20 protein-coding genes are annotated in these 23,425 nt (G+C 72.5%); 15 read left to right on the plus strand and 5 right to left on the minus strand.

The annotated features are described in order from the left end of the window. Positions 1-3: 3 nt before the first annotated feature. From BG418_RS30970 to hutI, 3 genes are all read left to right on the plus strand, one after another. Positions 4-1,194 (plus strand): allantoate amidohydrolase, encoded by a 1,191-nt coding sequence (locus BG418_RS30970; protein ID WP_188277419.1) that lies wholly within the window; start codon positions 4-6, stop codon positions 1,192-1,194. Beyond that, positions 1,185-2,522, plus strand: coding sequence for a formimidoylglutamate deiminase (locus tag BG418_RS30975; protein ID WP_188277359.1), 1,338 nt, complete (start codon positions 1,185-1,187; stop codon positions 2,520-2,522). The genes BG418_RS30970 and BG418_RS30975 overlap by 10 nt, the downstream gene beginning before the upstream one ends. A gap of 327 nt (positions 2,523-2,849) precedes the next feature. After that, positions 2,850-4,025: an imidazolonepropionase gene (hutI, locus tag BG418_RS30980; RefSeq protein ID WP_188277360.1), complete on the plus strand. Its 1,176-nt coding sequence runs from the start codon at positions 2,850-2,852 to the stop codon at positions 4,023-4,025. Here the strand turns inward: hutI and BG418_RS30985 are convergent. After that, positions 4,004-4,876 carry an NAD(P)H-binding protein gene (locus BG418_RS30985; protein ID WP_188277361.1) on the minus strand — a complete coding sequence of 291 codons (873 nt, stop codon included), beginning with the start codon at positions 4,874-4,876 and terminating at the stop codon, positions 4,004-4,006. The genes hutI and BG418_RS30985 overlap by 22 nt on opposite strands. A 73-nt stretch (positions 4,877-4,949) precedes the next feature. Here BG418_RS30985 and BG418_RS30990 point away from each other — a divergent pair, with 73 nt between their 5' ends. The 6 genes from BG418_RS30990 (at position 4,950) to BG418_RS31015 (ending at position 11,604) form a co-directional block, all read left to right on the plus strand. Then, positions 4,950-5,642 (plus strand): aspartate/glutamate racemase family protein, encoded by a 693-nt coding sequence (locus BG418_RS30990; RefSeq protein ID WP_188277362.1) that lies wholly within the window; start codon positions 4,950-4,952, stop codon positions 5,640-5,642. 154 nt (positions 5,643-5,796) lie between these two features. Beyond that, positions 5,797-6,861, plus strand: a complete 1,065-nt coding sequence (locus tag BG418_RS30995; RefSeq protein WP_317453815.1) for a GNAT family N-acetyltransferase — start codon at positions 5,797-5,799, stop codon at positions 6,859-6,861. A gap of 88 nt (positions 6,862-6,949) precedes the next feature. Continuing rightward, positions 6,950-8,266 (plus strand): glycosyltransferase family 2 protein, encoded by a 1,317-nt coding sequence (locus BG418_RS31000; protein WP_188277364.1) that lies wholly within the window; start codon positions 6,950-6,952, stop codon positions 8,264-8,266. 41 nt (positions 8,267-8,307) lie between these two features. Next, positions 8,308-9,102 carry a polysaccharide deacetylase family protein gene (locus BG418_RS31005; protein WP_188277420.1) on the plus strand — a complete coding sequence of 265 codons (795 nt, stop codon included), beginning with the start codon at positions 8,308-8,310 and terminating at the stop codon, positions 9,100-9,102. 126 nt (positions 9,103-9,228) lie between these two features. Next, positions 9,229-11,160, plus strand: a complete 1,932-nt coding sequence (locus BG418_RS31010) for a hypothetical protein (protein ID WP_188277365.1) — start codon at positions 9,229-9,231, stop codon at positions 11,158-11,160. Positions 11,161-11,205: 45 nt separating this feature from the next. Continuing rightward, positions 11,206-11,604, plus strand: coding sequence for a hypothetical protein (locus tag BG418_RS31015; RefSeq protein WP_188277366.1), 399 nt, complete (start codon positions 11,206-11,208; stop codon positions 11,602-11,604). Between the two features lie 4 nt (positions 11,605-11,608). On the opposite strand, the gene BG418_RS31020 is transcribed toward BG418_RS31015, so the two are convergent. The 3 genes from BG418_RS31020 to BG418_RS31030 form a co-directional block, all read right to left on the minus strand. Continuing rightward, positions 11,609-13,795, minus strand: coding sequence for a lipopolysaccharide biosynthesis protein (locus BG418_RS31020; protein WP_188277367.1), 2,187 nt, complete (start codon positions 13,793-13,795; stop codon positions 11,609-11,611). Next, positions 13,788-14,972 (minus strand): DegT/DnrJ/EryC1/StrS family aminotransferase, encoded by a 1,185-nt coding sequence (locus BG418_RS31025; protein WP_262928623.1) that lies wholly within the window; start codon positions 14,970-14,972, stop codon positions 13,788-13,790. The genes BG418_RS31020 and BG418_RS31025 overlap by 8 nt, the downstream gene beginning before the upstream one ends. Positions 14,973-15,143: 171 nt before the next feature. Continuing rightward, positions 15,144-16,016, minus strand: a complete 873-nt coding sequence (locus BG418_RS31030) for an RNA polymerase sigma factor SigF (RefSeq protein ID WP_188277369.1) — start codon at positions 16,014-16,016, stop codon at positions 15,144-15,146. 331 nt (positions 16,017-16,347) lie between these two features. Here BG418_RS31030 and BG418_RS31035 point away from each other — a divergent pair, with 331 nt between their 5' ends. The 6 genes from BG418_RS31035 to BG418_RS31060 all read left to right on the plus strand — a co-directional run bounded on the left by BG418_RS31035 (position 16,348) and on the right by BG418_RS31060 (position 21,566). Continuing rightward, on the plus strand, positions 16,348-16,716 hold the full coding sequence (locus BG418_RS31035) for an STAS domain-containing protein (RefSeq protein WP_188277370.1): 369 nt from the start codon (positions 16,348-16,350) through the stop codon (positions 16,714-16,716). Positions 16,717-16,787: 71 nt separating this feature from the next. Beyond that, on the plus strand, positions 16,788-17,261 hold the full coding sequence (locus BG418_RS31040; RefSeq protein ID WP_188277371.1) for an ATP-binding protein: 474 nt from the start codon (positions 16,788-16,790) through the stop codon (positions 17,259-17,261). Between the two features lie 205 nt (positions 17,262-17,466). Then, positions 17,467-18,120, plus strand: coding sequence for a peptidase (locus BG418_RS31045; RefSeq protein WP_188277372.1), 654 nt, complete (start codon positions 17,467-17,469; stop codon positions 18,118-18,120). Positions 18,121-18,160: 40 nt separating this feature from the next. Further along, on the plus strand, positions 18,161-19,033 hold the full coding sequence (locus BG418_RS31050) for a hypothetical protein (protein ID WP_188277373.1): 873 nt from the start codon (positions 18,161-18,163) through the stop codon (positions 19,031-19,033). 26 nt (positions 19,034-19,059) lie between these two features. Then, on the plus strand, positions 19,060-20,133 hold the full coding sequence (locus BG418_RS31055; RefSeq protein ID WP_188277421.1) for a hypothetical protein: 1,074 nt from the start codon (positions 19,060-19,062) through the stop codon (positions 20,131-20,133). Between the two features lie 14 nt (positions 20,134-20,147). Next, positions 20,148-21,566, plus strand: a complete 1,419-nt coding sequence (locus BG418_RS31060; protein WP_188277422.1) for a hypothetical protein — start codon at positions 20,148-20,150, stop codon at positions 21,564-21,566. Positions 21,567-21,657: 91 nt separating this feature from the next. Here BG418_RS31060 and BG418_RS31065 read toward each other — a convergent pair whose 3' ends face one another. After that, entirely contained in the window at positions 21,658-23,145 is a 1,488-nt protein-coding gene (locus tag BG418_RS31065; RefSeq protein WP_188277374.1) for an oligopeptide:H+ symporter, read from the minus strand. Between the last annotated feature and the right edge of the window lie 280 nt (positions 23,146-23,425).

The following is a 23,425-nucleotide window of genomic DNA, read 5'->3' on the forward strand; positions in this document are numbered from 1 at the left end:
GACATGTGGCGGGACCTCGCGCCCATCGGGCGCGACGCCGACACCCGTGGGTACCGGCGCTTCGTATGGACCGCCGCCGACGCCGAGTGCCGCGCGTGGTTCCAGGGGCAGGCCGAGGTCCGGGGGCTGACGTACGAGCTCGACCGGAACGGGAACCAGTGGGCCTGGGACGGGGACCCGGCCGCCGGGGACGCCGTCGTCACGGGGTCGCATCTGGACTCCGTGCCCGACGGCGGCGCCTTCGACGGGCCCCTCGGCGTCGTGTCCTCGTTCGCCGCGCTCGACGAGCTGCGGCGACGCGGGGCCGTACTGACCCGCCCCCTCGCCATCGTCAACTTCGGCGACGAGGAAGGCGCCCGGTTCGGACTGGCCTGTGTCGGATCGAGGCTCACCTCCGGCCAGCTCACCGTCGAGGCCGCGCACCGGCTGCGCGACGCCGACGGGATCAGCCTGCCGCAGGCGATGGAGCGCGCCGGATACGACCCGGACGCCATCGGGCCGGACCACGAACGCCTCGCCCGCATCGGCGCGTTCGTCGAGCTGCACGTCGAACAGGGCCGCGCCCTCGACCTCAGCGGCGACGCCGTCGGCATCGCCTCGGCGATCTGGCCGCACGGGCGCTGGCGGTTCGACTTCGCGGGCGAGGCCAACCACGCCGGCACCACCCGCCTCGTCGACCGGCGCGACCCGATGCTGACGTACGCCGAGACCGTCCTCGCCGCCCGTCGCGAGGCCGAACTCGCGGGCGCCGTCGCCACCTTCGGCAAGATCTCCTGCGAGCCGAACGGCGTCAACGCCATCCCGTCGCTGGTGCGCGGCTGGCTGGACTCGCGCGCCGCCGACCAGGCGACCCTCGACACCGTCGTCACGGCGATCGAGCAGGCCGCCAAGGAGCGGGCCGAGCGGGACGGCGTGGACCTGACCGTCGTACGGGAGTCGTTCACGCCCGTCGTCGAGTTCGAGCATGCCCTGCGCGACGAACTCGCCAAGATCCTCGGCGGGCACACCCCCGTCCTCGGCACGGGCGCGGGACACGACGCCGGGATCCTCTCCGGGGCGATCCCGACCGCCATGCTGTTCGTACGCAACCCCACCGGCGTCTCGCACTCCCCGGCCGAGTACGCCGGCGAGGACGACTGCGTCGCCGGGGTGATCGCACTCGCCGATGTTCTGGAGGGCCTGGCGTGCAGGTGACGTCGTACTGGCTGGAGCACGCCTGGCTCGACCCCGAGGTCGAACCGGGCGTGCTGGTGGAGGTCGCGGACGGGCGGATCTCCGCCGTACGCAAGGGAGTCGAGGCGCCGCCCCCCGGCGCCGAGGCCCTGCGCGGCCTCACCCTGCCCGGCCTCGCCAACGCCCACTCGCACGCCTTCCACCGGGCCCTGCGCGGCACCGTCCAGGTCGGCTCGGGCACCTTCTGGACCTGGCGCGAGGTCATGTACACGATCGCGTCCCGGCTGACCCCGGAGTCGTACTACGCGCTCGCGCGCGGTGTGTACGCGGAGATGGCGCTGGCCGGGATCACGGCCGTGGGCGAGTTCCACTATCTGCACCACGCGCCCGGCGGCACGCCCTACGACGACCCCAACGCGATGGGCGAGGCGCTGATCTCGGCCGCGCAGGAGGCCGGGATCCGCATCACGCTGCTGGATACGGCCTATCTGTCGTCGGGCTTCGGCGAGGCACCGTCCACGCACCAGCTGCGCTTCTCGGACGGGAACGCCGAGGCGTGGGCGGAGCGGGCCGCGCTGCTGAAACCGCGTGACGGCGTACGTCTGGGAGCGGCGATCCACTCCGTACGGGCCGTGCCCGCCGACCAGTTGGGCACGGTCGCCGAGTGGGCGCGCGAGCGCGGCGCGCCGCTGCACGTCCACCTCTCCGAGCAGGTCGCCGAGAACGAGGCGTGCCTGGCCGCGCACGGGTGCACGCCGACGCGGCTGCTCGCGGACCACGGGGTGCTGGGGGAGCGGACGACGGGCGTCCACAACACCCATCTGACGGATGAGGACATCGCGCTGATCGGGTCGTCGGCGACGGGTACGTGCATGTGCCCGACGACGGAACGCGACCTCGCCGACGGCATCGGTCCGGCGGTGGAGCTGGAACGCGCCGGATCCCCCCTTTCCCTGGGCAGCGACAGCCACGCGGTGATCGACCTGTTCGAAGAGGCGCGGGCGATGGAGCTGAACGAGCGGCTGCGGACGCGTACGCGGGGGCACTGGACTGCCGCGCAGCTGCTGCGCGCGGCCTCGCCGTTCGGGCATGCGGCGCTGGGCTGGAGCGACGCGGGTCGTCTCGAAGTGGGCGCGCGCGCCGACTTCGCGACCGTCGCGCTCGACTCCGTCCGTACGGCGGGGCCGGTGGCTCGGCTCGGCGCGGAGACGGCGGTGTACGCGGCGTCGTCGGCGGACGTCCGCCACACGGTCGTGGCGGGCCGCCCCGTGGTCCGCGACGGCGTCCACTTGGCGATCCCGGACGCGGCGACGGCCCTGACGGAAGCGATCGCGTCCCTACGGGAGTGACCCCCGCCCCGCCCCTTCCCGAAACTCTCCGAGGGTGGGTGGGGGTGGAGGTGGGTTTCCCGGGGGCGGGGCCCCGGACCCCGAGCGGGGCTGCGCCCCTGCACCCCCTCGGGGGCTCCGCCCCCTGAACCCCTGGCGGGGCCTGCGGCCCCTGCACCCCGGTTCGTCTGCGGACCGTGCTGGGTTGCTCGCGCAGTTCCCCGCGCCCCTAACTACCTAGGGGCGCGGGGAACTGCGCGACTAGCCCCCACCCACCCGCAGACGAACGCCATCCGCCGGAGGCTTTCGGGAAGGGGCGGGGCGGGGACAAATCACTGAGAGGAAGCCATGACCACCAGCACCACCCTCATCACCAACATCACCACCCTCGTCACCAACGACCCCACCCTCGGCACCGGCCCCCTCGGCCAGATCGAGGACGCCGCCGTCGTGATCGACGGGGACACCATCGCCTGGGTCGGCCACGCCAAGGACGCGCCGGACGCCGACCACCACCACGACGCCGAGGGCCGCGCGGCAATCCCCGGATTCGTCGACTCCCACTCGCACCTCGTGTTCGCCGGCGACCGCACCCAGGAGTTCAACGCCCGGATGTCGGGGCAGGCGTACAAGGCGGGCGGGATCCGGACCACCGTCGCCGCCACCCGCGCCGCCACCGACGAGCAGCTGAGCGCGAACGTCGGGCGGTACATCGCGGAGGCGCTGCGGCAGGGCACGACGACGTTCGAGACCAAGTCGGGGTACGGGCTCACCGTCGAGGACGAGGCCCGCGCGTTGCGCATCGCCGCCCAGCACACCGATGAGGTGACGTACCTCGGCGCGCACATTGTCTCGCCCGACTACGCCGACGACCCCGCCGGATACGTCGACCTCGTCACCGGCGAGATGCTCGACGCCTGCGCCCCGTACGCCCGTTGGGTCGATGTGTTCTGCGAGAAGGGGGCTTTCGACGGGGACCAGGCCCGGGCCGTCCTCCTCGCAGGTCAGGCCAAGGGGCTCACCCCCCGCGTCCACGCCAACCAGCTCACGTACGGCCCCGGCGTCCAGCTCGCCGTCGAGCTGGAGGCGGCCAGCGCCGACCACTGCACGCACCTCACCGACGCCGACGTAGACGCGCTGGCGAGCGGCCGCACGGTGGCGACGCTGCTGCCGGGCGCGGAGTTCTCCACCCGCGCGCAGTGGCCGAACGCGCGGCGCCTCCTCGACGCGGGCGTCACCGTCGCGCTCTCCACCGACTGCAACCCGGGCTCGTCCTTCACCAGCTCCATGCCGTTCTGCATCGCGCTCGCGGTACGGGACATGGGGATGACCCCGGACGAGGCCGTGTGGGCGGCGACGGCCGGTGGCGCCGCGGCGCTGCGGCGCACCGACGTGGGGCGGATCGCGCCCGGCGCCCGCGCCGACCTCGCGCTGCTCGACGCGCCCAGCCACGTCCACCTCGCCTACCGGCCGGGCGTGCCCCTGATCAGCGACGTCTGGCGTCAGGGCGTCAAGTGCGCGTAGCTCCTGGGGTGGGATTCCAGGTACTCGGCGAACGACTGCGCCTTGTGGCCGGTCAGCCGGGGCACGGTGTCCGAGACGGCGGCCATCTCGCCGGTCGCGATCGCCTCGTACGAGCTCACCCAGCCGGTGACCTCCCACCGCTCGGCGCCGTAGCCCGCGCGTGAGGCGAACGCCTCCTCGCGGGTCTCGGCCGCGTAGGTGATCTCCCGGCCCGACACCCGGCTCAGCTCGCGCGCCGCGTCGGCGAGGGTGAAGGCCTCGGGGCCGGTGATGTCATAGATGGCCCCGGCGTGCTCGGAGGCGTCGCCGAGCAGGACGGCGGAGGCCACGTCCGCGATGTCCTTGTGCGCCACGGCCCCGACCCGCCCGTCCCCGGCCGGGCCCCGGATCACCCCGTCCGCCCCGGCCATCGCGGCGATCCCGGCGAGATAGAGACTGTCCCGCAGGAACGTGTACGCGAGGCCCGAGGCGCGGATGTGCTGCTCGGTGTGCCAGTGGTCGCGGGCGAAGGTGAAGGTGGCGTCGGGGGCGGCGCCCAGGAACGACACGTACACGATGCGCGAGACACCGGCGGCGACGGCCGCGTCCACCGCCGTGACGTGGTCGCGCACCCGGTCGGGGGCCTCGTGCGCCGACACCAGGAAGAGCGTGTCGGCCCCGGCCAGCGCCTCGCGCATCGCCGGACCGTCCCCGTACGCGGCGGGCGGCGCCTTCACCGCGCCGGGCAGCTCCGGCAGCCGCGCGGGGTTGCGCCCGAGCAGCCGGGCCGCCACCCCCTCATCGGCGAGCCGCCGGGCCACCCGCCCACCGACGGCCCCACCGGCTCCGGTGACGGCGATGACTGCGCTCATGGTGATCTCCTCATCGGATGCTGCTCGCCATCGTGCCGCAGGAGCCCATGAGTCGCACGCCTAGAGTGGGCCGATGAAGACCATCGGCCTGATCGGCGGCATGAGCTGGGAGTCCAGCGCGGAGTACTACCGGCTTCTCAACGAGCTCGTACGCGAACGGCTCGGCGGACTGCACTCGGCCCGCTGCGTACTGCACTCCGTCGACTTCGCCGAGATCGAGGAGCTGCAGAGCGCCGGGGAGTGGGAGCGGGCCGGGGAGATCCTGGCCCAAGGCGCCAAGGGCGTCGAGGCGGCCGGTGCCGATCTCGTCCTGATCTGCACCAACACCATGCACAAGGTCGCCGACCAGGTCGCGGCCGCCGTCTCCGTGCCGCTCCTCCACCTCGGCGACGCGACGGCCCAGGCCGTACGGGCCCGGGGCATCCGGCGGGTCGGCCTGCTCGGCACCGCCTTCACCATGGAGCAGGACTTCTACCGCGACCGGCTGCGCGCCCACGGCCTCGACGTCCTCACCCCGGACGACGCCGGGCGCGCGCTCGTGCACCGCGTCATCTACGAGGAGCTGTGCCTCGGCGTGGTGAAGGACGAGTCGCGGCGCGCCTACCAGGACGTCATCGCGGCGCTCGTCGACGAAGGGGCCGAGGGTGTCATCCTCGGGTGCACGGAAATCGAGCTGTTGATCCGTCAGGAACACAGCCCGGTACCGGTGTTCCCCACCACGCGACTCCACGCGGAGGCCGCGGTAACGGCCGCGCTCGAACTCTAGGGCGAGCCCCCGGCCGCCTCCTTCACCGTACGGTCACAAGAGCCGGTCTTTCCCTATCGTCCCGACATTTCGACCGGTACCGTCCTTGGCAGCGTGCTCAGGGGTGGACCGGGGGGTCGAGTTGAGCGGTGGACGCGGTGGCCGTACCAGGGTCGTGAGACCCGGCGAGCTGAACGCCGGTGAGCTGGAGATATGGCGTGACATACGGGCGAAGTCGGGCGCGCCCGCGAACCCTTTCATGGAACCCGAGTTCACCCTCGCCGTGGCGCACGTACGGCCCTCGGCGAGGGTGGCGGTGGTCCACGAGGACGGTGAACCCGCCGCGTTCTTCCCGTACGAGAAGGGCGCTCTGGGGCGGGGGCGGGCTATCGGGTTCCGCGTCTCGGACTGCCAGGGGATCGTGGCCCGGCCCGAACTCGCCCTGGATGCAAAGGAGTTGCTGCGCTCCTGCTCTCTCTCCGCCTGGGAGTTCGACAATCTGGAGGCGGGGCAGGGGCTGTTCGTGCCGGGCGCGGCCGCCGCGTATCCGTCGTTCGTGGTCGACGTCGGCGCGGGATACGAGGCGTACGAGAGCGGTCTGCGCGTCCGCTCGCCCAAGTTCTTCAGGACCACCACCGCCAAGGAGCGTCGGCTCGGGCGGCAGGCGGGCGAGCTGCGGTTCGTCTTCGACGAGCGCGATCCGGGCGCGCTGCGGCAGTTGATGGAGTGGAAGTCCGCGCAGTACCGCCGCACCGGCCGCCGCGACCGGTTCGCGCAGGAGTGGATCAGCACCCTCGTGCGCTATCTGGCGCACACGGACGCGCCCGGCTGCGCGGGCGTCCTGTCCGTCCTGTACGCCGCCGACCGGCCCGTCGCCGCGCACTTCGGACTGCGCTCGCGCACGGTGCTGTCGTGCTGGTTCCCCTCGTACGACCCGGAGTTCGCCAAGTACTCGCCGGGGCTCGTGCTGCATCTGCGCATGGCCGAGGCGGCGGCCGGGGCCGGGATCGGCGTGCTGGATCTGGGGCGGGGGGCCGCCGAGTACAAGGACGCGCTGAAGACCGGGGAGATCCCGGTGCACGAGGGCGCGGCGGTGCGGCCGGGCGCGGGCGCCGCGCTGCACTGGCTGGGCCGCGAGCCGTCCCGCCGCGCGCACGCCTTCGTCCGCGCGAGGCCGGGGCTCGCCGCCCTCGCCCAGCGCACGTTGAAGCAGGCGGGACGCCTGCAGCGCGGGCAGTAGCCCCGCCATCGCACCACCCGGAGGATGACGGGGGAGTCGCATGTCACGTCGTAGGACCGGACACGCACACAGAGCACACACGCCCTGCATGCCGGAGGCCGAGGAGATCGTCCGGGAGCAGGGCGTCCACGGGGGCATCGGCGTCGGCGAGTTGGACCTCGACGGGCTCGACGGCGGGGTGCTCTCGCTGACCCCCGCGCCCGGCGGACCGCCGATCGCCGCCGGTGAGGTGTACGTCCTCGTACGGCTGCGGGGGCGCCCGGTCGGCACGGTGATCGGCCGGGTCAGGGCGGGCGAGGACGCGGCGGAGGTGCTGGCGGCGGCGGCCCGTAAACAGCTGGCGGGGCATGTCCCGGAGGACCGCGCGGAGAGATCCGGGTCCACGGCTCTCGCGCGACTGCCCCGCGCCACCGTCGTCGTCGCCACCCGCGAACGGGCCGGGCAGCTCGCCCGCGCGCTGGACTCGCTGCTCGTGCAGGACCATCCCGACTACGAGATCGTGGTCGTCGACAACAACCCGGTGACCGCCCAGACCCGCGAGCTCGTCGAGAACGGCTACGCGGCGCGCGGGGTGCGTTACGTCCGCGAGCCCGTGCCGGGGCTCGCCGCCGCGCACAACCGGGGCGTCGCCGTGGCCGAGGGAACGATTCTGGCGTTCACCGACGACGACGTGGTGGCGGACGGGCGCTGGCTCTCCTCGCTCGCCGCGCCGTTCGCGCTCGACCCGGGCCTCGCCTGCGTCACCGGCCTGATCCTGCCCGCCCGGCTGCGTACGCCCGCGCAGATCCTGCTGGAGAGCCACGGCGGATTCACCAAGGGCTTCGCGCCGCGCCGCTTCGACCCGGCCAGGCCGCCCGCCGACGAGCCGCTGTTCCCGTTCACCGCGGGCAGATTCGGCTCCGGTGCCAACATGGCGTTCCGGGCCGACGCCCTGCGCGCCGTGGGCGGCTTCGACCCGGCCACCGGCACCGGAACCCCGGCCAGGGGCGGCGACGACCTGTACGCGTTCGCGCGGATCGTCGTCGCCGGACACCGCCTCGGCTACACGCCCGAGGCGCTCGTCTGGCACCACCACCGCGAGACCTGGCAGGACCTGGAGAACCAGGCGTACGGCTACGGCGCCGGGCTCACCGCGTACCTCACCGCGCTCCTGGTCCGCCGCCCCGGCCTGCTTCCCGCACTGCTCAGACGGCTGCCGCGCGGCGCGGCGCACGCCCTCACCATCAGCGCCCACCGCGAGGCGGGCGAGCAGTCGGTGCCGGGCGAGCACGGCGCCCAGGACTACCCATGGCCGCGCGGCCTGTCCCGCCTGGAACGCCGGGGCATGCTGTACGGCCCGCTCGGGTACCTCCGGGCGCGCTACCGGGTCCGTGGCCTGCGCCGCCCGTGGGAGCCGACCCGATGACGCGTCGGGACACCGCAGCGGGGCCGCAGACCGCCCCCACCATGCGCGACCGCATCCCCGTCCTCCTCTACCACGCCGTGAGGCCCGACCCGCCCGCCTGGATCGCCGAATTCACCGTCACACCACGGCAGTTCGCGGCGCACCTCGACGCGGTCGTGGCCAGTGGACGCACGCCCGTCACCGTCGGCGCGCTCGCCGACCACTTCGCCGGGCGGGCGCCGCTGCCGCCGAGGCCGGTCGCGCTCACCTTCGACGACGGCTTCGCCGATCTGCCCGGCCCCACCGCCGACGCGCTCGCCGCTCGCGCCCTGCCCGCGACCGCGTACCTCACCACGGGCGCCATCACCCCGGGCGGCCGCTCGCTGCTGCCGCCCGCGCCGATGATGACCCTGGACGACGCGAAGCTGCTGGAGCAGTACGGGATGGAGATCGGCGGCCACACCGTCTCGCACCCCCAGCTCGACACCCTCACCACCAAGGTGCTGCGGCGCGAACTCGCCGACTCCAAGGCCGTGTTGGAGGACGCGCTCGGCCACGAGGTGGCCCATCTCGCCTATCCGCACGGCTACAACAGCGCCGCCGTGCGCCGGGCCGCCCGCGCCGCCGGGTACGCGAGCGCCGTGGCGGTGCGGCACGCGCTGAGCTCGGCCGCCGACGACTCGTACCGCATCTCCCGCCTGATCGTCCGCCGCACCCACACCGCGGCGGACGTCGAGGCGTGGATGGCCGGTGAGGGGGCCCGGGTCGCGCCGTACCGGGACTCGGCGGCGACGGTCGGATGGAGGCTCTACCGCAGGGCCCGGGCGGTGGCGCGGGGGCCCGTTTTCGCCGGGTGATCGCGTCCGCGACAGGAACGTACGACAGCATCACAAACGCGAAGGATGTTCCTATACTTCGCTGAAGGGGACAGCCAGGGGACGGCGGCGTGACGGCCGCACCACATCTGTGGGGGGAGTCGCACTGTGCAGCAACGCGTGCCCGCGCCGGTGACCGAAGGCAGTGCGCTGCCCCCGGGTCAGGGCGGCGACGACAGTGGGACGGACGGCTCCGCACGCGTCCCGAAGTGGCTGCCGCCGGATCTGATGCGACCTCAGATACTGTTCACCTGGCTGCCGTTGGTCGTCGCCACGGCGCTCTGGCTGTACGCGCTGCCGCACATCGACTACCGGCACATGGGCGACTGGGGCCTGCTCGACAAGCTGCCCCTCGCGTTCTTCCTCTCCCTCGTCGTGCTCACCGCCGGGTTCGTCGTCAGTCTGCGCCGGGCGGGCACCGCGCCCTGGTGGCCCGGTCTGTACAGCGTGGCGCTGCTCTTCGCCCTGAAGGCGCCGACCGCGATCCTGTACAACTCGGTGCGCTACCCCTGGGCCTCCAAGCACGACGCGGTCGTCTCGCATCTGCTGGTCAACCAGGAGCTGCACCCCAACACCCCGCTCTCCGGCAACATGGCCGCCTACGACCAGTGGCCCGGCTTCTTCACGCTCAACTCGGCGCTGGTGCGCGCCTTCGGCGTGGAGACCACCCAGTCGTATCTGAACTGGGCGGCCCTGTTCTACGGGGTGATCCTCATCCCCGTCCTGGTGCTGATCTACCGCACCTTCGCCGAGGACTGGCGGCTGGTGTGGACCGGCGTGTGGATCTTCGAGGTCGCCAACTGGGTGGGCCAGGACTACTTCTCGCCGCAGGGCCTCGCGCTCATCCTGCATCTGTCCGTACTCGCCGTGGTCCTACGGCACTTCGTACGGCCGGGAGCAGCCGGTGACCTGCGCTCGCGCGCCAACCTGGACCCGGCGGCCGCCTCCGTGCCGCCGCCCACCACGGCCCGCCAGCGGGCGGTCTGCGTACTGATCCTGGCGCCGCTGATCGCCGCGATCAACTTCACCCACCAGCTCACCCCGGTGATGCTCTGCGTCTGCCTCTTCGCGCTCAATCTGACCCGCCGCTACCGCAACCCCGGGCTGCTCGTCGTCACCGGCGTGATCATGCTGATCTGGGACCTGACGATGGGCCGCAAGCTGTTCGTGGAGACGCTGGACTCGCTGAAGGAGTCCGCGGGCAACCTCCTCAACAACTCGCGCGCCGGGTACGCGGGTGAACTCACCGGCCCCGGGCCCGTGTTGCAGGGCCGGGCCGACATCGTGATGGTGCTCGTGGTGGCCGCGCTCGTCGCCTTCGCCGTACTGACCCGGCGCAAGCTGCTCAAGAGCGCGCTGCCGCTGCTGCTGATCTCGATCGCGCCCGTACCGATGTTCGCGATCAACGACTACGGCGGCGAGATGCTCTTCCGGGTCTATCTGTTCGGGCTGCCCGGCGCCGCGTTCTTCGCCGCCGCCGCCCTGGTGCCCGCTCCGGGCGGCGCCAAGGAGCCCGTACGTCTGCCCGTACGGATCCGGATCGGACCCGTCGCGCGGCGGCGGATCGCGGCCGTGGCGCTGCCCGCCGTGCTGCTCGCGCTCGTCGCCGGGTTCCTGCCCGCGTACTACGGCAAGGAGCGGATGTACTACACACCGCCCGCCGAGACCGCGCTGGTCACCCGCGTGATCGACCAGGCCCCGCGCGGCTCGCTGATCCTCGCCGCGACCGGCTCGTTCCCGATGGCGCTGCACCGCTACGACCAGCTGGAGCACTGGTTCTTCGTGGAGCAGACGCTGCCCGAGAACATCCGGATGCTCAAGGACCCGGCGGGGTTCCTGGTGCCGCAGCTGCCGAAGGACGGCAGACCCGCGTTCGTGCTGCTCACCCGCACCCAGGACATCTACACCTCCGGCGAGGGACTGCTGCCGCCCGGCGGGTTCCAGGAGCTGAGGACCAAGCTGGAGGCGTCCCCGCTGTTCCATGTGATCGACCGCAACGCGTACGCGACCGTCCTGGAGTACCAGCCCCGACGTTCTTGAGGACCCAAGGTCCATCGCCCGCCCGCCGACCGGAGGCCCGCTGCCGTGACCGTGAACCAGAACAGCATCCGCGTCGCCGTGGCGCTCTCCGGCTGGGTGGCGCTGGCCGCGACCGCGCTGCCGGACGCGTGGCCGGCCCGCTGGATCCCGGTGCTGCTCTTCGTCAGCTTCGGCCCGGGCTTCGCGCTGCTCTATCCGCAGCCCGGCGCGCTGCGGCCGGGCGCGCGCCTGGAGGCTTTGGCGCTGGCGGCGCCGCTCAGCCTCTCCTTCGGAGCGCTGGTGTCGACCTGTCTGTTCCTGGTGAAGGGGTTCTCGGCGACCGCGTTCCTGATCTCGCTCGCCGTCTTCTCCTCGGTCGCCGCCGCCTTCCCGGGCCTCCCGCTGCCCGCCGCCACGCGCGGCGCCGCCGAGCGCACGCGGGCGAGGCCCGAGACCCGTAAGTGACGGGTCAACTCCCGTACCGGCGGCGGAAACCCACCGCCACCGCCGCCACCGCGCACAGTCCCACGAAGACCGGCAGCGCGGCCCCCGCGAACGCCTCCTGCGCCGCCCACCCCGCCACCGCGAGCACCCACACCAGCACCGAGGTGAGCCGCCAGTGCGCGCCCAGGGCGATCAGGGTCACCGCGATCAGCGCCAGGCAGAGCACCTGGAGGGCGATCGGCAGAGAGCGCTCGGCCCCGGCGGGCGAGTCCAGCCCGGCCACGTCCGTGAGCAGCCGGGTCAGGGGCCCGTGCCAGGGTCCGGCCAGCGGGTCGGGCCGTACGCCGAGGATCAGCGGCGCGGTGTGCAGGGCGGCCACCGTCACGCCGAGCCCGGCGGCGAGCAGACCGGGACGGGCCCGGTAGAGCGAGACGGCCGCGCTGCACACCACGATCAGGAGCACCCCGGCGGTGAGCGAGACCGGCGGCAGCGCGCGCAGCAGCCCGGGGCCGTCGACGCGGTCCGAGTCGATGTCGGCGGCGCGCGACAGCGGCACCCAGAACAGCCCCGCCGCAAGCCCCAGGAGCAGCCACAGCACGGTGGTGAGCAGCGACTCGTCCCCGCCGTCCGCCTGTTGAGCCGGGATCGTCCGCAGATGCAGCGTGGTCGCGGTCGCGGGGCCGGGCGCGCTCACGGGGACGTAGACCGGGATGCCGAGCGCCGGGGTGCCGGTGTCGAGGCCGCCGCTGAGGTACGCGGTCTGGGTGGTCCAGCGCGTCCCGTACTCCTTGGCCTCCTCGGTCCGCGCGTCCGCCGCCCTGCGGGCCCAGCTGGTGCCGTACGCCGCGTCCTTGTCGGGCCTGCGCTTCGTACGGGGCGTACGGACGGTGGCGCGCCCGGCGAGGGCCGCGCGCAGGCCGGGCGCGGAGACCAGCGCCATGCCGGTCATCGACACCAGGACCGCCCAGCCCGCGCCCGCGATGCCGGTGGTGCCGAGCAGGACCGCCGCACTGCCGAGGACCAGGGAGCACATGGCGCCCTGGAGCAGCGCGAGGACGCCGGTACGGCCCTGGACGCGCAGCACCGCGATGTAGAGCTCGACGGCCACCCGGGGGAGGGCTGCCGCCGCGAGCAGGCGCAGGACGAGGGTGCCGTGCTCGGCGTAGTCCGCGCCGAACGGGGCGAGGATCTGCCGGGCGAAGACGATCAGGAAGAGGACGACGGGGACGAGCAGCAGCGACATCCGCCGCAGTGACGCCCGTACGCCGTCGGCGAGGCGGTCCGGGCTGTGCGAGGCGTGCGCGGTGAGCGAGGAGGCCATGTTGATGGCCATGAACTCCATCGTTCCGCCGACGGTGTACGCGATATAGAAGAATCCGTTCTGCGTGGCGTCGAACCGGACCGCGACCATCACCGGCAGCAGATTGATCATCGCCAGCGAGAACAGCGCACCGACCGAGTCGCCCGCCAGGAAGCGCCCGATCTCGCGCAGCTCCGGCACCGGCCGGTCGCGGTCGGCGCGCTCCTGCGCGGGGATCAGCCGGCGGAAGACCAGCCAGCCGAGCGGCAGGATCGACAGGGCCATCGCCGCCGCCCAGGAGACGAAGACGCCCAGGGTCAGGCTCGCGCAGGCAGCGAGCAGCAGCAGCTTGCCGAGCGAGAACACCGCGTTGCCGACCGGCACCCAGATCGCCTTGCGCAGCCCGGTGAGCACCCCGTCCTGGAGGGTGAGGATCGCCCAGGCGACCGAGGCCACGATGAAGAGCGCCCCGGCCGCGAGCCCGCGCAGCGGTGTGTACGAGGCGCCCCACAGCGGCAGCGTGAAGAGGAAGCCGACACTGGCCACGGCCACCACGACCGTGCCCGTGAGGTACGCGCGGACGACCAGCGGCCCGGTCGACCGGCCCGCGCGCGGCACATAGCGCACGATCGCGCCGATCATGGTGGAGGCGGCGATCGAGGCGAGCAGCCGCATCGCGGCGATGGCGGCGGAGCCCTGGCCGACCGACTCCTCGCTGTAGTAGCGGGCCGCGACCAGCCAGAACCCCAGGCCCAGGGCGGCGGAGACGGCCGTGGAGAGCATCAGGGCGTAGGCGTTGCGGAACATGGAGTCGCCGCTGCCGCCCGATGGCTCGTCCACGGCGTCCGGATCCCCGGTGTCCACGCCGTCCCCGACGCCGTCCCGGCGTGCGTCGGACGTGGTGTCAGACACCGGCGGGGCCGCCCGTCGCGGGCCGGGCCCCGGACTCCTCCAGGACCCGGACGGCGAGCTCCGCCTTCAGCGGGTCGACGGGCAGGGCGTGCCGGGCGAACCAGCGCGCGGCCCCGGGGGCGGGCGAGGGGTCGGTGAAGGCGGCGCCCGCGTAGTCGTCGAGCGGCGGGTCGTAGAGGTAGCCGACGGTGATCCGGGCCTCGGCGAGCGCCGCGCGGGCCGCGTCCCGGTCCTCGACCAGCAGCGGCACCCGGAACAGCGGCTGTGCGGGCCCCGGCCTCGGCCGCGCCCACTCGGTGGCGAGCAGCCGCTCGGTCCCGGCCCGGTGTCCGTCCAGTACGGCGTCGAGGCGCGCCATCTTGCGGCCGATCCTGGCGAGCCGGAGCTTTCCCGCGCCGGTGCGGTAGTCGTGCATGTCGACGCGCACCCAGGAGTGGAAGGCGGCCAGGTCGGGCGCGGCGGCGACGGCCCGTCCCAGCTCGTCGGGTCTCAGCGCCATCCGGATGTCGTCGCGCTCCTGGAGCCCGAGCATCCGCAGCACCGCCCAGGCGGCGGGCGCGAGGTGCGCTCCCCGTACGGCGGCTTCCGCGTACGGGCGTGTCCAGTAGGCGAGTTCGGCCGTCCGGCGCGGCGGATCGAGCAACTCGTCGCGGGTCTTGACCAGGGCCTCGCGCAGTCCGGGGTCGGCGACGGCGAGGAAGCCGCCCGCCTTGGCGGCGGTGTGCTTGGAGAGCGAGAACACCGAGGCGTCCCCGAACGTCCCGACCGCCTGTCCGCCGACCTCGCTGCCGATGGCGTGCGCCGCGTCCTCGATGAGCGCGATCCCCGACGCGTCGCATTTGGCGCGCAGTGCGGGCGCCGGGTCCGGGTTCCCGTACAGATTGGTGGTGAGGACGGCGGCCAGGCCCGGCCAGACGTCCTCGGGGACGGCGGCCAGGTCGATCGAGCCGTCGCGCGGGTCGAGCGGCGCCTGGACGGGCCGCAGCCCGGCCGCGAGCACCACGAAGAAGATGACGTCGTCGTTGACGGGCGACATCAGGACCCGCCCGCCCGGCGCGCACCAGTGGCGCAGCGCCACATACAGTCCGAGGCGGCAGGAGGGCACGTACAGGCACTCGCGCCCCAGCCGGTCCCGCATGGTCTCTTCGAGCGTCGAGCACGTGGTCTCGTACGGCATGAGTCCCCCCAGACCCCCCGGTTGCCCCGCGCTCAATGTGACCCAGACCGCACGGTTCGTCAACAATGCGTGAGGCATGCCCAGGGCAATGTCCGGGCAACGCGCGAGGCCCGTCCCCATAAGGAACGGGCCCTCGCACAGGCGTACCGACGGGCGACCGTCACTCCGCGGTCACTCTTCGACGGTCAGCCCCTTGCGCAGCCGCGACAGCGTGCGCGCGAGCAGGCGGGAGACGTGCATCTGGGAGATGCCGAGCTCCTCGCCGATCTCGGACTGGGTCATGTTGGCGACGAACCGCAGCGACAGGATCTTGCGGTCGCGGTGCGGGAGTTCGGCGATCAGCGGTTTCAGCGACTCGATGTACTCGACGCCTTCGAGGTCGTGGTCCTCGTAGCCGATCCGGTCCGCGAGCGCGCCCTCGCTGTCGTCCTCCTCGGGCTGGGCGTCCAGCGAGCTCGCGGTGTACGCGTTGCTCGCCGCCATCCCTTCGACGACCTCTTCCCTGGTGATGCCCAGGCGTTCGGCGAGCTCGCCCACCGTCGGTGACCGGTCCAGCTGCTGGGCGAGTTCGTCGCCCGCCTTGGCCAGGTCGAGGCGGAGCTCCTGGAGGCGCCGGGGGACCCGGACCGACCAGGAGGTGTCGCGGAAGAAGCGCTTGATCTCGCCGACGATCGTCGGCATCGCGAACGTCGGGAACTCCACGCCGCGGTCGTGCTCGAACCGGTCGATGGCCTTGATCAGGCCGATCGTGCCGACCTGGATGATGTCCTCCATCGGCTCGCTGCGGGAGCGGAAGCGCGAGGCGGCGAACTTGACCAGGGCCAGGTTCAGTTCGACGAGCGTGTTGCGGACGTACGAGTACTCGTGGGTGCCCTCTTCGAGGGAGTCGAGACGCGCGAAGAGCGTCTTCGACAGCGCCCGCGCGTCCAGCGGGGCGATCTCGTCGTACGGAGGGATCTCGGGGAGATCCTCCAGTCCTTCGAGCGGGGGGTGCGGCATGTGCGTTGCCGACGTATCCAGGGATTCGTCGAGCCGGGGTGACATGGGGTCTCCTCATCGTTCTCGGCATATGGCTGCCGATGCCCATACGTGGCGATGCGGTGTGCGGCGCCTCCGTGGCCGGTCGCAGTGAAAAGCTGTCTCTACTACCCCTACCCGCTTTGGCTGTAAGCCCGCAAGGCTGGAATGCCCCTATATGTCCGGTTCATTGTGTTGTTCCGCTTCCAGAGGGCGTAGGGAAGGCGTAGTGTTCTCGGGGAGTCCGCGTGTACAGACCCGTGTGCCGTCATCTGCACGGAGAGGTGCGTCACGTGTGACGGGGAACACGGCCACCGCATCTGCGGGCAACGGCGAACCACGGCGAAGAGGGACGGGCATGGACCGCGGCACGGTCGGCAGCGCGAATCGGGGCCGGCTGGAGGTCGGCGTCAGGTCGCACGGCCGCAGCGAGATCTTCACGCCCGTCGGCGAGTTGGACCACCACACGGCCGAACTGCTCAGCGAGCCGCTGGAGAAGGCGGTCGAGGCGGGCCGCACCCGGCTGGTCGTGGACTGTTCACGGCTCGACTTCTGCGACTCCACCGGACTGAACGTGCTGCTCGGCGCCCGGCTGAAAGCCGAGGCCGCCGGGGGCGGGGTGCACCTCGCGGGCATGCTCCCCGTGGTGGCCCGGGTCTTCGAGATCACCGGCGCGGAAGCGGTTTTCACCGTGCATGATTCGCTCGATGCGGCACTGGACGACTGACCCCGGCGCGGCGGGGCAGGAGACCAGACTCAAGACGTTGGCATTCGGTGATTCGGTGAGGTGAAGCGCTGATGAGCACCACCCGGCAGCATCCGCCGGGCGACTTTGGCCCCGAGCCGGACGGAGCTGCTCCGGCCGCGGCCTCGCGCGTCCTCGCCCTGTACGGCGCGAGCGGCATCGTGCCGCTCGCACGCGACTTCACCCGGCAGGCGCTGCACGACTGGGGCTGGCTCCCGGCCGCCACCGCCGAGGGGCGCGCGGCCGCCGAGGACGTGCTGCTCGTCGTCTCGGAGCTGGTCACCAACGCGTGTCTGCACGCCGAGGGCCCCGAACAGCTGCGGGTCTCGTGCACCCCGAAGGTGCTGCGCCTGGAGGTCACCGACCGGGGCGCCGGACAGCCCGCGCCGCGCACCCCGCACCGCGCGGGGCGGCCCGGCGGCCACGGCATGTTCATCGTGCAGCGGCTCTGCCTGGACTGGGGGGTCGTACGGACCCCGGGCGTGCCCGGCAAGACGGTCTGGGCGGAGCTCGCGGCCCCCGCGTAGCGCACGGGCGTCGCATCGCGCGGAGAACAGCGGGGTCGCGCCCGCGTGGAGCACCGGCGAACAGTGGCGCCCAGAACACTGGCGTCACTCCGGTGTGTTGTGTGTCTTCCCTCGACAAGGTCCCCGGCGTACCTTGACGGCCAATCTGATGTGCCGTCAGTAACTTGAACGGCCTCGGGAACGAGGGAAATTCGAGGTGTCGCACGTGTCGTACCAGAAGCGGACAGCACTCGCGCTGGCGGCGGCCGTGGCGGGCCCGGTGGTGCTGATGGCCGCCCCGGCCGCCCACGCCGACGTCGTGGACGTCAACTACAACTGCGAGACGCCGATCGGCGCCAAGAGCGCGGTGTCGCCCATCGACATCAAGGCGGTCCCCAGCGGCAGCGCCTACAAGCTGACCATGTCGTTCCAGAAGGGCGTCTCCTCCAGCCCGGTCGCGCTCGGCCCGGGCGCGATGAACCCGAGCGCGGTCGTCAACCTGGCCGGCGCCGACAAGGGCACGGTCGCGGTGGCCGGGCCCGCCAACTCGGCCGAGATCCCCGCCAACAGCCCCATCAAGATCAGCGACCTGAGCGGTACGTACACGCCAAAGGCGTCCGGCAAGGTCACCTTCACGGCCTCGGTCCTCACCATCAAGGCGCTGGGCACCGTCACCACCTGCAAGCCCGGCAACAGCCCCGGGCCCTCGCTCTCCCTCGACGTCAAGGCGGCGCCCGGCGCCTCCGCCGCCGACCCGCTGCCCAAGACCGGCCCGCTCGACTCGACGGTCGCGCTCGGCACGCTCGGTGGCACGGTCCTGCTCACGGGCGCTGCCGGGGTGCTGTGGCTGACCCGGCGCGGGCAACGAGCCCACGGCTGACTCCGTAGACGCTGGGCCCGATACCGACGGGGAGCCGCCGATGCCGCCACACCCGATCCGCCTGGCCGCTCTCGCCGCGGCCCTCGCCCTCTTCGTCCTGGACGCCCCGGCCGCGCGCGCGGCCGACACGGACTGGAGCGCCGCGCCCGCACCGGGCGGCGGCTCCCGGCCCACCGGTGACGGCAGACCGTACTTCTATCTGGAGGGCGCGCCCGGCTCCGTCCTGGAGGACAAGGTCGCGCTCACCAACCCGACCGGGCGCCCGCTGACCCTGCGGCTGCGCGGGGCGGCGGCGGAGAACACCGCCACCGGCGCCGTCACCGTACGGCCCGACGCCGATCCCTGGATCGCCCTCGCCGCCGCCGAGGTGCGGATCCCGCCGCACACCCGGGCCGACGTTCCGTTTTCGGTCACGGTCCCGGCAGGCGCCCAGCCCGGTGATCATCCGGCGGCGCTGGTGGCGTCCGGTGGCGGCCGCGAGGCGCGGGTCGGGCTGCGGCTGCGGGTCGGCGGCCCGACGCTGGCCGCGCTGACCGTCGAGGACGTCACCGTCGACGAGGGCCGGTCCCTGATCCGATACGCCCTGGTCAACCGGGGCAACACCACCCTCACGCCCAGCCTGGCCGTACGCGCCGACGGGATCGTCGGGCATCCGCTGCGGCGCCCGGCCCGGCCGCTCCCGCTGGAGCTGCTGCCCGGCCGCCGCGTCGAGCTGACCGAGCCATGGCCGCATCCGCCCGCCCTGGACCGCGTCGAGGTCCGCCTCACGGTCACGGCGGACGGGGGCGCGCGCGGCGAGGCGTCGGCCTCGGCGGTGTTCGTGCCCTGGGCCCCGGTGGCGGGCGCCGCGTGCGTACTGGCGGGGGGTGCGGCCTGGTGGTGGATCCGGCGGCGGAGAGGAGCGGCGTCGTGAGGCCGCGTACGAGTCGTACGAGGGCGATGGCGCTGGTCACGGCGGTACTGCTGCTGTGTGCGGCACTCGTGCCGGTGGCGGGCGCCGACGACGGCAAGCCGGTCGTGACGCTCGCGCAGAAGGAGGCGGCGAAGGGGGCGGAGCTCACCGTGAGCGGTACGGGCTGGCGGCCCGGCGCCCTGCTGATGCTCCTGGTCTGCGGTCAGTCGAGCCCCGGTACGGGCGTGATCGGCGGCACCAACTCCTGCGCCAACGCCGACGGCCGCGCGGTCACCACCGACGCCAAGGGCGCCTTCAGCAAGCCGGTGCCGGTGGCCGCGCCCCCGAAGCCGTGCCCGTGTGTGGTGCATGTGGCGACGGTGACGGGTGAACAGGCCGCCGTGGACGCCGAGTTGACGATCACCGGCCATCCGGTGGCGTCGCTGCCCACCCAGACCGACGGCGGCCGCCTCGCCGTCCTGACCACCCCCGACCTCCGGGGCAGCGACGGGTTGCTGACCTGGTTCGGCGCACCGCCGTCGCGCACGCTCGTCCTCACGGTCGGCAACCTCGGCTCCGCCCCCGTCAAGGACCCGGTCTTCCAACTGGGCACCTCCCACGGTGTGTTCGCGCCGCAGTGGGAGGACCGGCAGTGGAAGGGCACGATCAACCCCGGCCAGAAAGCCGAGGTCAAGCTGGGCTTCGAACTGTCGGCGGGCGCGCACGGCGACTACCAGGTCTCGGTGAAGTACGCGCAGAAGGTGCTCGCCACCCAGCCGTGGGGGGTGGGCCGCCCCTGGGGCGTCACGCTCTTCTGGATCCTGCTGTGCCTGGTGGTCCCGGCGGCGGTGTTCCGCATCGGCATGGCGGTGGTGGACAAGGTCAGGCCGAGCGGGGCGGGGCATGCGCGGCGGGACCGCGCGCTGCTGCCCGTACGCATCCGGTCCAAGCGGCCGGCGCGGCCCGACGAGTCCGCACCGCAGCTCAACGGCACCGCACCACAGCCGCCCGCCGCCGACCCCCGCTCCGCCACGGCGACGGCCCGCCTGCCGTGGTTCACCCAGGACTCCGCACCGACCGAGAAGCGTCCGAACACCCCCACGACGAAGGGAAATCCGTGACCACGCAACGGAGGATGAGCGCGGCCGGTGTCGCGCTGATGCTCGGCGGCGCGGGGATCATTCTGGCCGCCGTGCCCGCCCGGGCGGCGGCAGAGGTCTCCTACGCCACCGAGTGCATCCCACCACCCATCTCCGGCCTGCCGCCCGTCGAGGGCACGACGAAAGTGCAGATCACCGCGCCCGCCGAGGCGAAGGTGGGCGACGAGGTCGACGTGGTCTGGAAGACCACCCAGGCCGCGTCGAAGAACCCCGACGTACTCGATCTGGAGAAGGACACGGTCAAGCCGACCGGCACCCTCAAGGTGGCCGGTGCCCAGAGCGCCGACCTGGCGATGGAGGGCCCGAGGCAGAACCCGCCGATCCCCAAGAACAGCCCGATGGTCCTGCCCGACATGACGGCCAAGCTGAAACTGACCAAGGCGGGCGACGTCACGCTCACGCCCGACAAGTACAACATCAACGTCAGCAAGCCGCTCTCGACCGACACGAAGTGCTCCCCGAAGGCGGCCGTCGGGGTCGCCGCCACGATCAAGGTGACGGACGGCGGCGGGAGTTCGTCCGGCGGCACGACCACGTCGGGCGGTAGTACCACCTCCGGTGGTACGACGACGTCCGGTGGTACGAGCTCCGGTGGTACGACCACGTCCGGCGGTACGACGGGGAGCGGCGGCACCACGACATCCGGCGGCACCACCGGTGGGACGACCGGCGGCACCACCACGGCAGGCGGGACCACCGGCGGCACCACGTCCGGAGGCACCACCAGCGGCGGCACCGGTGACCAGTCCGACTTCCCCGGCAAGGAAGTCGCCGTCACCTTCGAGTGCAAGACGCCCGGCCCGCCCACCATCGCCTCCAAGGTGACGATCGACGCCAAGAAGAACGGCGGCTCCTACGACCTCACCGTCAAGACCGCCAAGGGCGTCATGAACAGCCCGGCCTCGCTGCCCGCGGGCGCCCTGAAACCGTCCATGCAGGTCACCGTCGGCGGCGCCGACAAGGGCTCGGTCGCGGTCGCGGGACCGCCCAACTCCGCCCCCCTGAACCCCGGGGACCCGGTCAGCCTCAACGACATGACCGGCACCTACAAGCCGGGCGCGAGCGGCAAGGCGACGCTGAGCCCGGGCACCCTGACGATCGACGTCGACCTCGGCGGCTCGAAGATCAACATCCCCTGCACGGTCAAGGGCACGGCGCCCGTCTCGCTGGAGCTCGACACCACGGCCCAGCCGGGCGGCACCTCGGGCGGCACCACGTCGTCCGGCGGCGCCACAGGCGGCGGCGCGAGCACGTCGTCCGGGGGCCTGGCCCAGACCGGCGCGTCCGACCACGGCGCCCTGCGCGCCCTCGGTCTGATCGCAGGTACCGCCGTGCTGCTCGGCGGCGCGGTCTTCACCTTCACCCCGTGGCGCCGCCTGCGCGGCACCCGCTGAGCGCTCACGTCACGTACGTACGCGCGTACGCGAAAGGGCCGCCGCACCCGTAACAGGTGCGGCGGCCCTTGGCGTACAGCGATACAGCGGGCTAGTGCACGGCGCCCATCAGCTGCTTGACCTTCTTGCGGTACATCCAGACCGCGAAGCCGGCGATCACCGCGAGGGCGGCCTCCAGGGTGACGACACCCTTGCCGTCCAGGTTGACGCCGCCGATGGAGAGCAGGCTGGTGGTGGCGTCACCGGCGGTGACGGCCAGGAACCAGACACCCATCATCTGCGAGGCGTACTTCGCCGGGGCCATCTTCGTGGTGAGCGAGAGGCCGACCGGGGAGAGCGTCAGCTCACCGACGGTCTGCACGAAGTAGATCGCGACCAGCCACATCGCGGCGGCCTTGTGACCGCCCTCGGCGATGGTCAGGGGCGCCAGGAACAGGAAGAACGAGGCGCCGATGAGGGCCAGACCGGAAGAGAACTTCACGATCGTGCTCGGCTCCTTGCCGCGCCGGTTCAGCGCCAGCCAGAACCAGGCGAAGACCGGGGCCAGGGCCATGATCAGAACCGGGTTGACCGACTGGTACCAGGAGACCGGGAAGCCCCAGCCGAGCACCGAGTTCTTGGCGGAGCTGTCGGCGAAGATCGACATGGTCGATCCGCCCTGGTCGTAGATCATCCAGAAGACGGCCGCGGCGGCGAAGAACCAGATGTACGCGGACATCTTCGACTGCTCGCCGGCGTCCAGGTCCTTGTCGCGCTTGATCTTCACGAGCACCCAGACCGGGATGACCAGACCGGCGATCGCGATCGGCACCAGCAGCCAGTTGAGCGTGTAGTGGCCGGAGGCCACGACGGCGATGTAGAAGGCCGCGGCGACGGCCATCCAGATCAGGCCCTTGCGCAGCGTCGAGGTGCGCTCCTCGGCGCTCAGCGGCTTCGGGGTGACGGCGGAACGCTCGCTGAGGTGACGGCTGCCGATCAGGTACTGGCCCAGGCCCAGCGCCATGCCGAGAGCGGCGAGCGCGAAGCCGAGGTGCCAGTTCACCTTCTCGCCGATGGTGCCGATGACCAGCGGCGCGGCGAAGGCGCCGGCGTTGATGCCCATGTAGAAGACCGTGAAGCCACCGTCGCGGCGCGGGTCGTCCGGGCCGTCGTAGAGGTGGCCGACCATGGTCGAGATGTTGGCCTTGAGCAGACCGGAGCCGATCGCCACGAGGCCGAGACCGGCGTAGAACAGTCCGGCCGACGGCAGCGCCAGCGTCAGGTGGCCGAGCATGATGATCACGCCGGCGATGGCGACGGTCTTGCGCGGGCCGAAGACGCGGTCGCCGATCCAGCCACCCGGCAGGGTGAGCAGGTAGACGAGCGACAGGTACACCGAGTAGATCGCGGTCGCGGTGGTCGCGCTCAGGTGCAGGCCGCCGGGAGCCACCAGGTACAGCGGAAGCAGTGCCTTCATGCCGTAGTAGGAGAAGCGCTCCCACATCTCGGTCATGAAGAGAGTGGCCAGGCCGCGGGGGTGGCCGAAGAAGGTCTTCTCGGCGGTGGTGCTGGCCGAGTCCTTCGTCAGGCTGGACGCCATGGTCGATCCTTGCTTGCTCGGGACGCGCGCTTCGTGAGCGATGGTCGCGCCCGGTGGGGGGTGGCCGGCACCGGCAGGGGAGCCGCCCCACCCCTACGCCCGAGGGGTTTCGCTCCGTGGGTGACGGAGAGAGAGGACGGACCCACCGGGATCCACGCCCGGGGCGCATCTTCGCGCCCGGGGCCCGGCCCATAGGTCATTCACTGTCTTCGGAACCGGAAATTCCGGTCCCTGTGCAGAAAAGAGACCTTTGGCGCGCCAAGCAGGCCAAAGGTCCCCG

It is taken from the genome of Streptomyces sp. CBMA152 (assembly GCF_014596475.1).
Lineage (GTDB): Bacteria > Actinomycetota > Actinomycetes > Streptomycetales > Streptomycetaceae > Streptomyces.

Bases quoted from the DNA above. Each gene is read 5' to 3' on its own strand.
- BG418_RS30970 (WP_188277419.1), top strand. From the start codon at position 4: ATGTGGCGGGACCTCGCGCCCATCGGGCGCGACGCCGACACCCGTGGG.
- hutI (WP_188277360.1), top strand. From the start codon at position 2,850: ATGACCACCAGCACCACCCTCATCACCAACATCACCACCCTCGTCACC.
- BG418_RS30985 (WP_188277361.1), bottom strand. From the start codon at position 4,876: ATGAGCGCAGTCATCGCCGTCACCGGAGCCGGTGGGGCCGTCGGTGGG.
- BG418_RS30990 (WP_188277362.1), top strand. From the start codon at position 4,950: ATGAAGACCATCGGCCTGATCGGCGGCATGAGCTGGGAGTCCAGCGCG.
- BG418_RS31000 (WP_188277364.1), top strand. From the start codon at position 6,950: ATGCCGGAGGCCGAGGAGATCGTCCGGGAGCAGGGCGTCCACGGGGGC.
- BG418_RS31005 (WP_188277420.1), top strand. From the start codon at position 8,308: ATGCGCGACCGCATCCCCGTCCTCCTCTACCACGCCGTGAGGCCCGAC.
- BG418_RS31025 (WP_262928623.1), bottom strand. From the start codon at position 14,972: ATGCCGTACGAGACCACGTGCTCGACGCTCGAAGAGACCATGCGGGAC.
- BG418_RS31030 (WP_188277369.1), bottom strand. From the start codon at position 16,016: ATGTCACCCCGGCTCGACGAATCCCTGGATACGTCGGCAACGCACATG.
- BG418_RS31035 (WP_188277370.1), top strand. From the start codon at position 16,348: ATGGACCGCGGCACGGTCGGCAGCGCGAATCGGGGCCGGCTGGAGGTC.
- BG418_RS31040 (WP_188277371.1), top strand. From the start codon at position 16,788: ATGAGCACCACCCGGCAGCATCCGCCGGGCGACTTTGGCCCCGAGCCG.
- BG418_RS31050 (WP_188277373.1), top strand. From the start codon at position 18,161: ATGCCGCCACACCCGATCCGCCTGGCCGCTCTCGCCGCGGCCCTCGCC.
- BG418_RS31055 (WP_188277421.1), top strand. From the start codon at position 19,060: ATGGCGCTGGTCACGGCGGTACTGCTGCTGTGTGCGGCACTCGTGCCG.
- BG418_RS31060 (WP_188277422.1), top strand. From the start codon at position 20,148: ATGAGCGCGGCCGGTGTCGCGCTGATGCTCGGCGGCGCGGGGATCATT.
- BG418_RS31065 (WP_188277374.1), bottom strand. From the start codon at position 23,145: ATGGCGTCCAGCCTGACGAAGGACTCGGCCAGCACCACCGCCGAGAAG.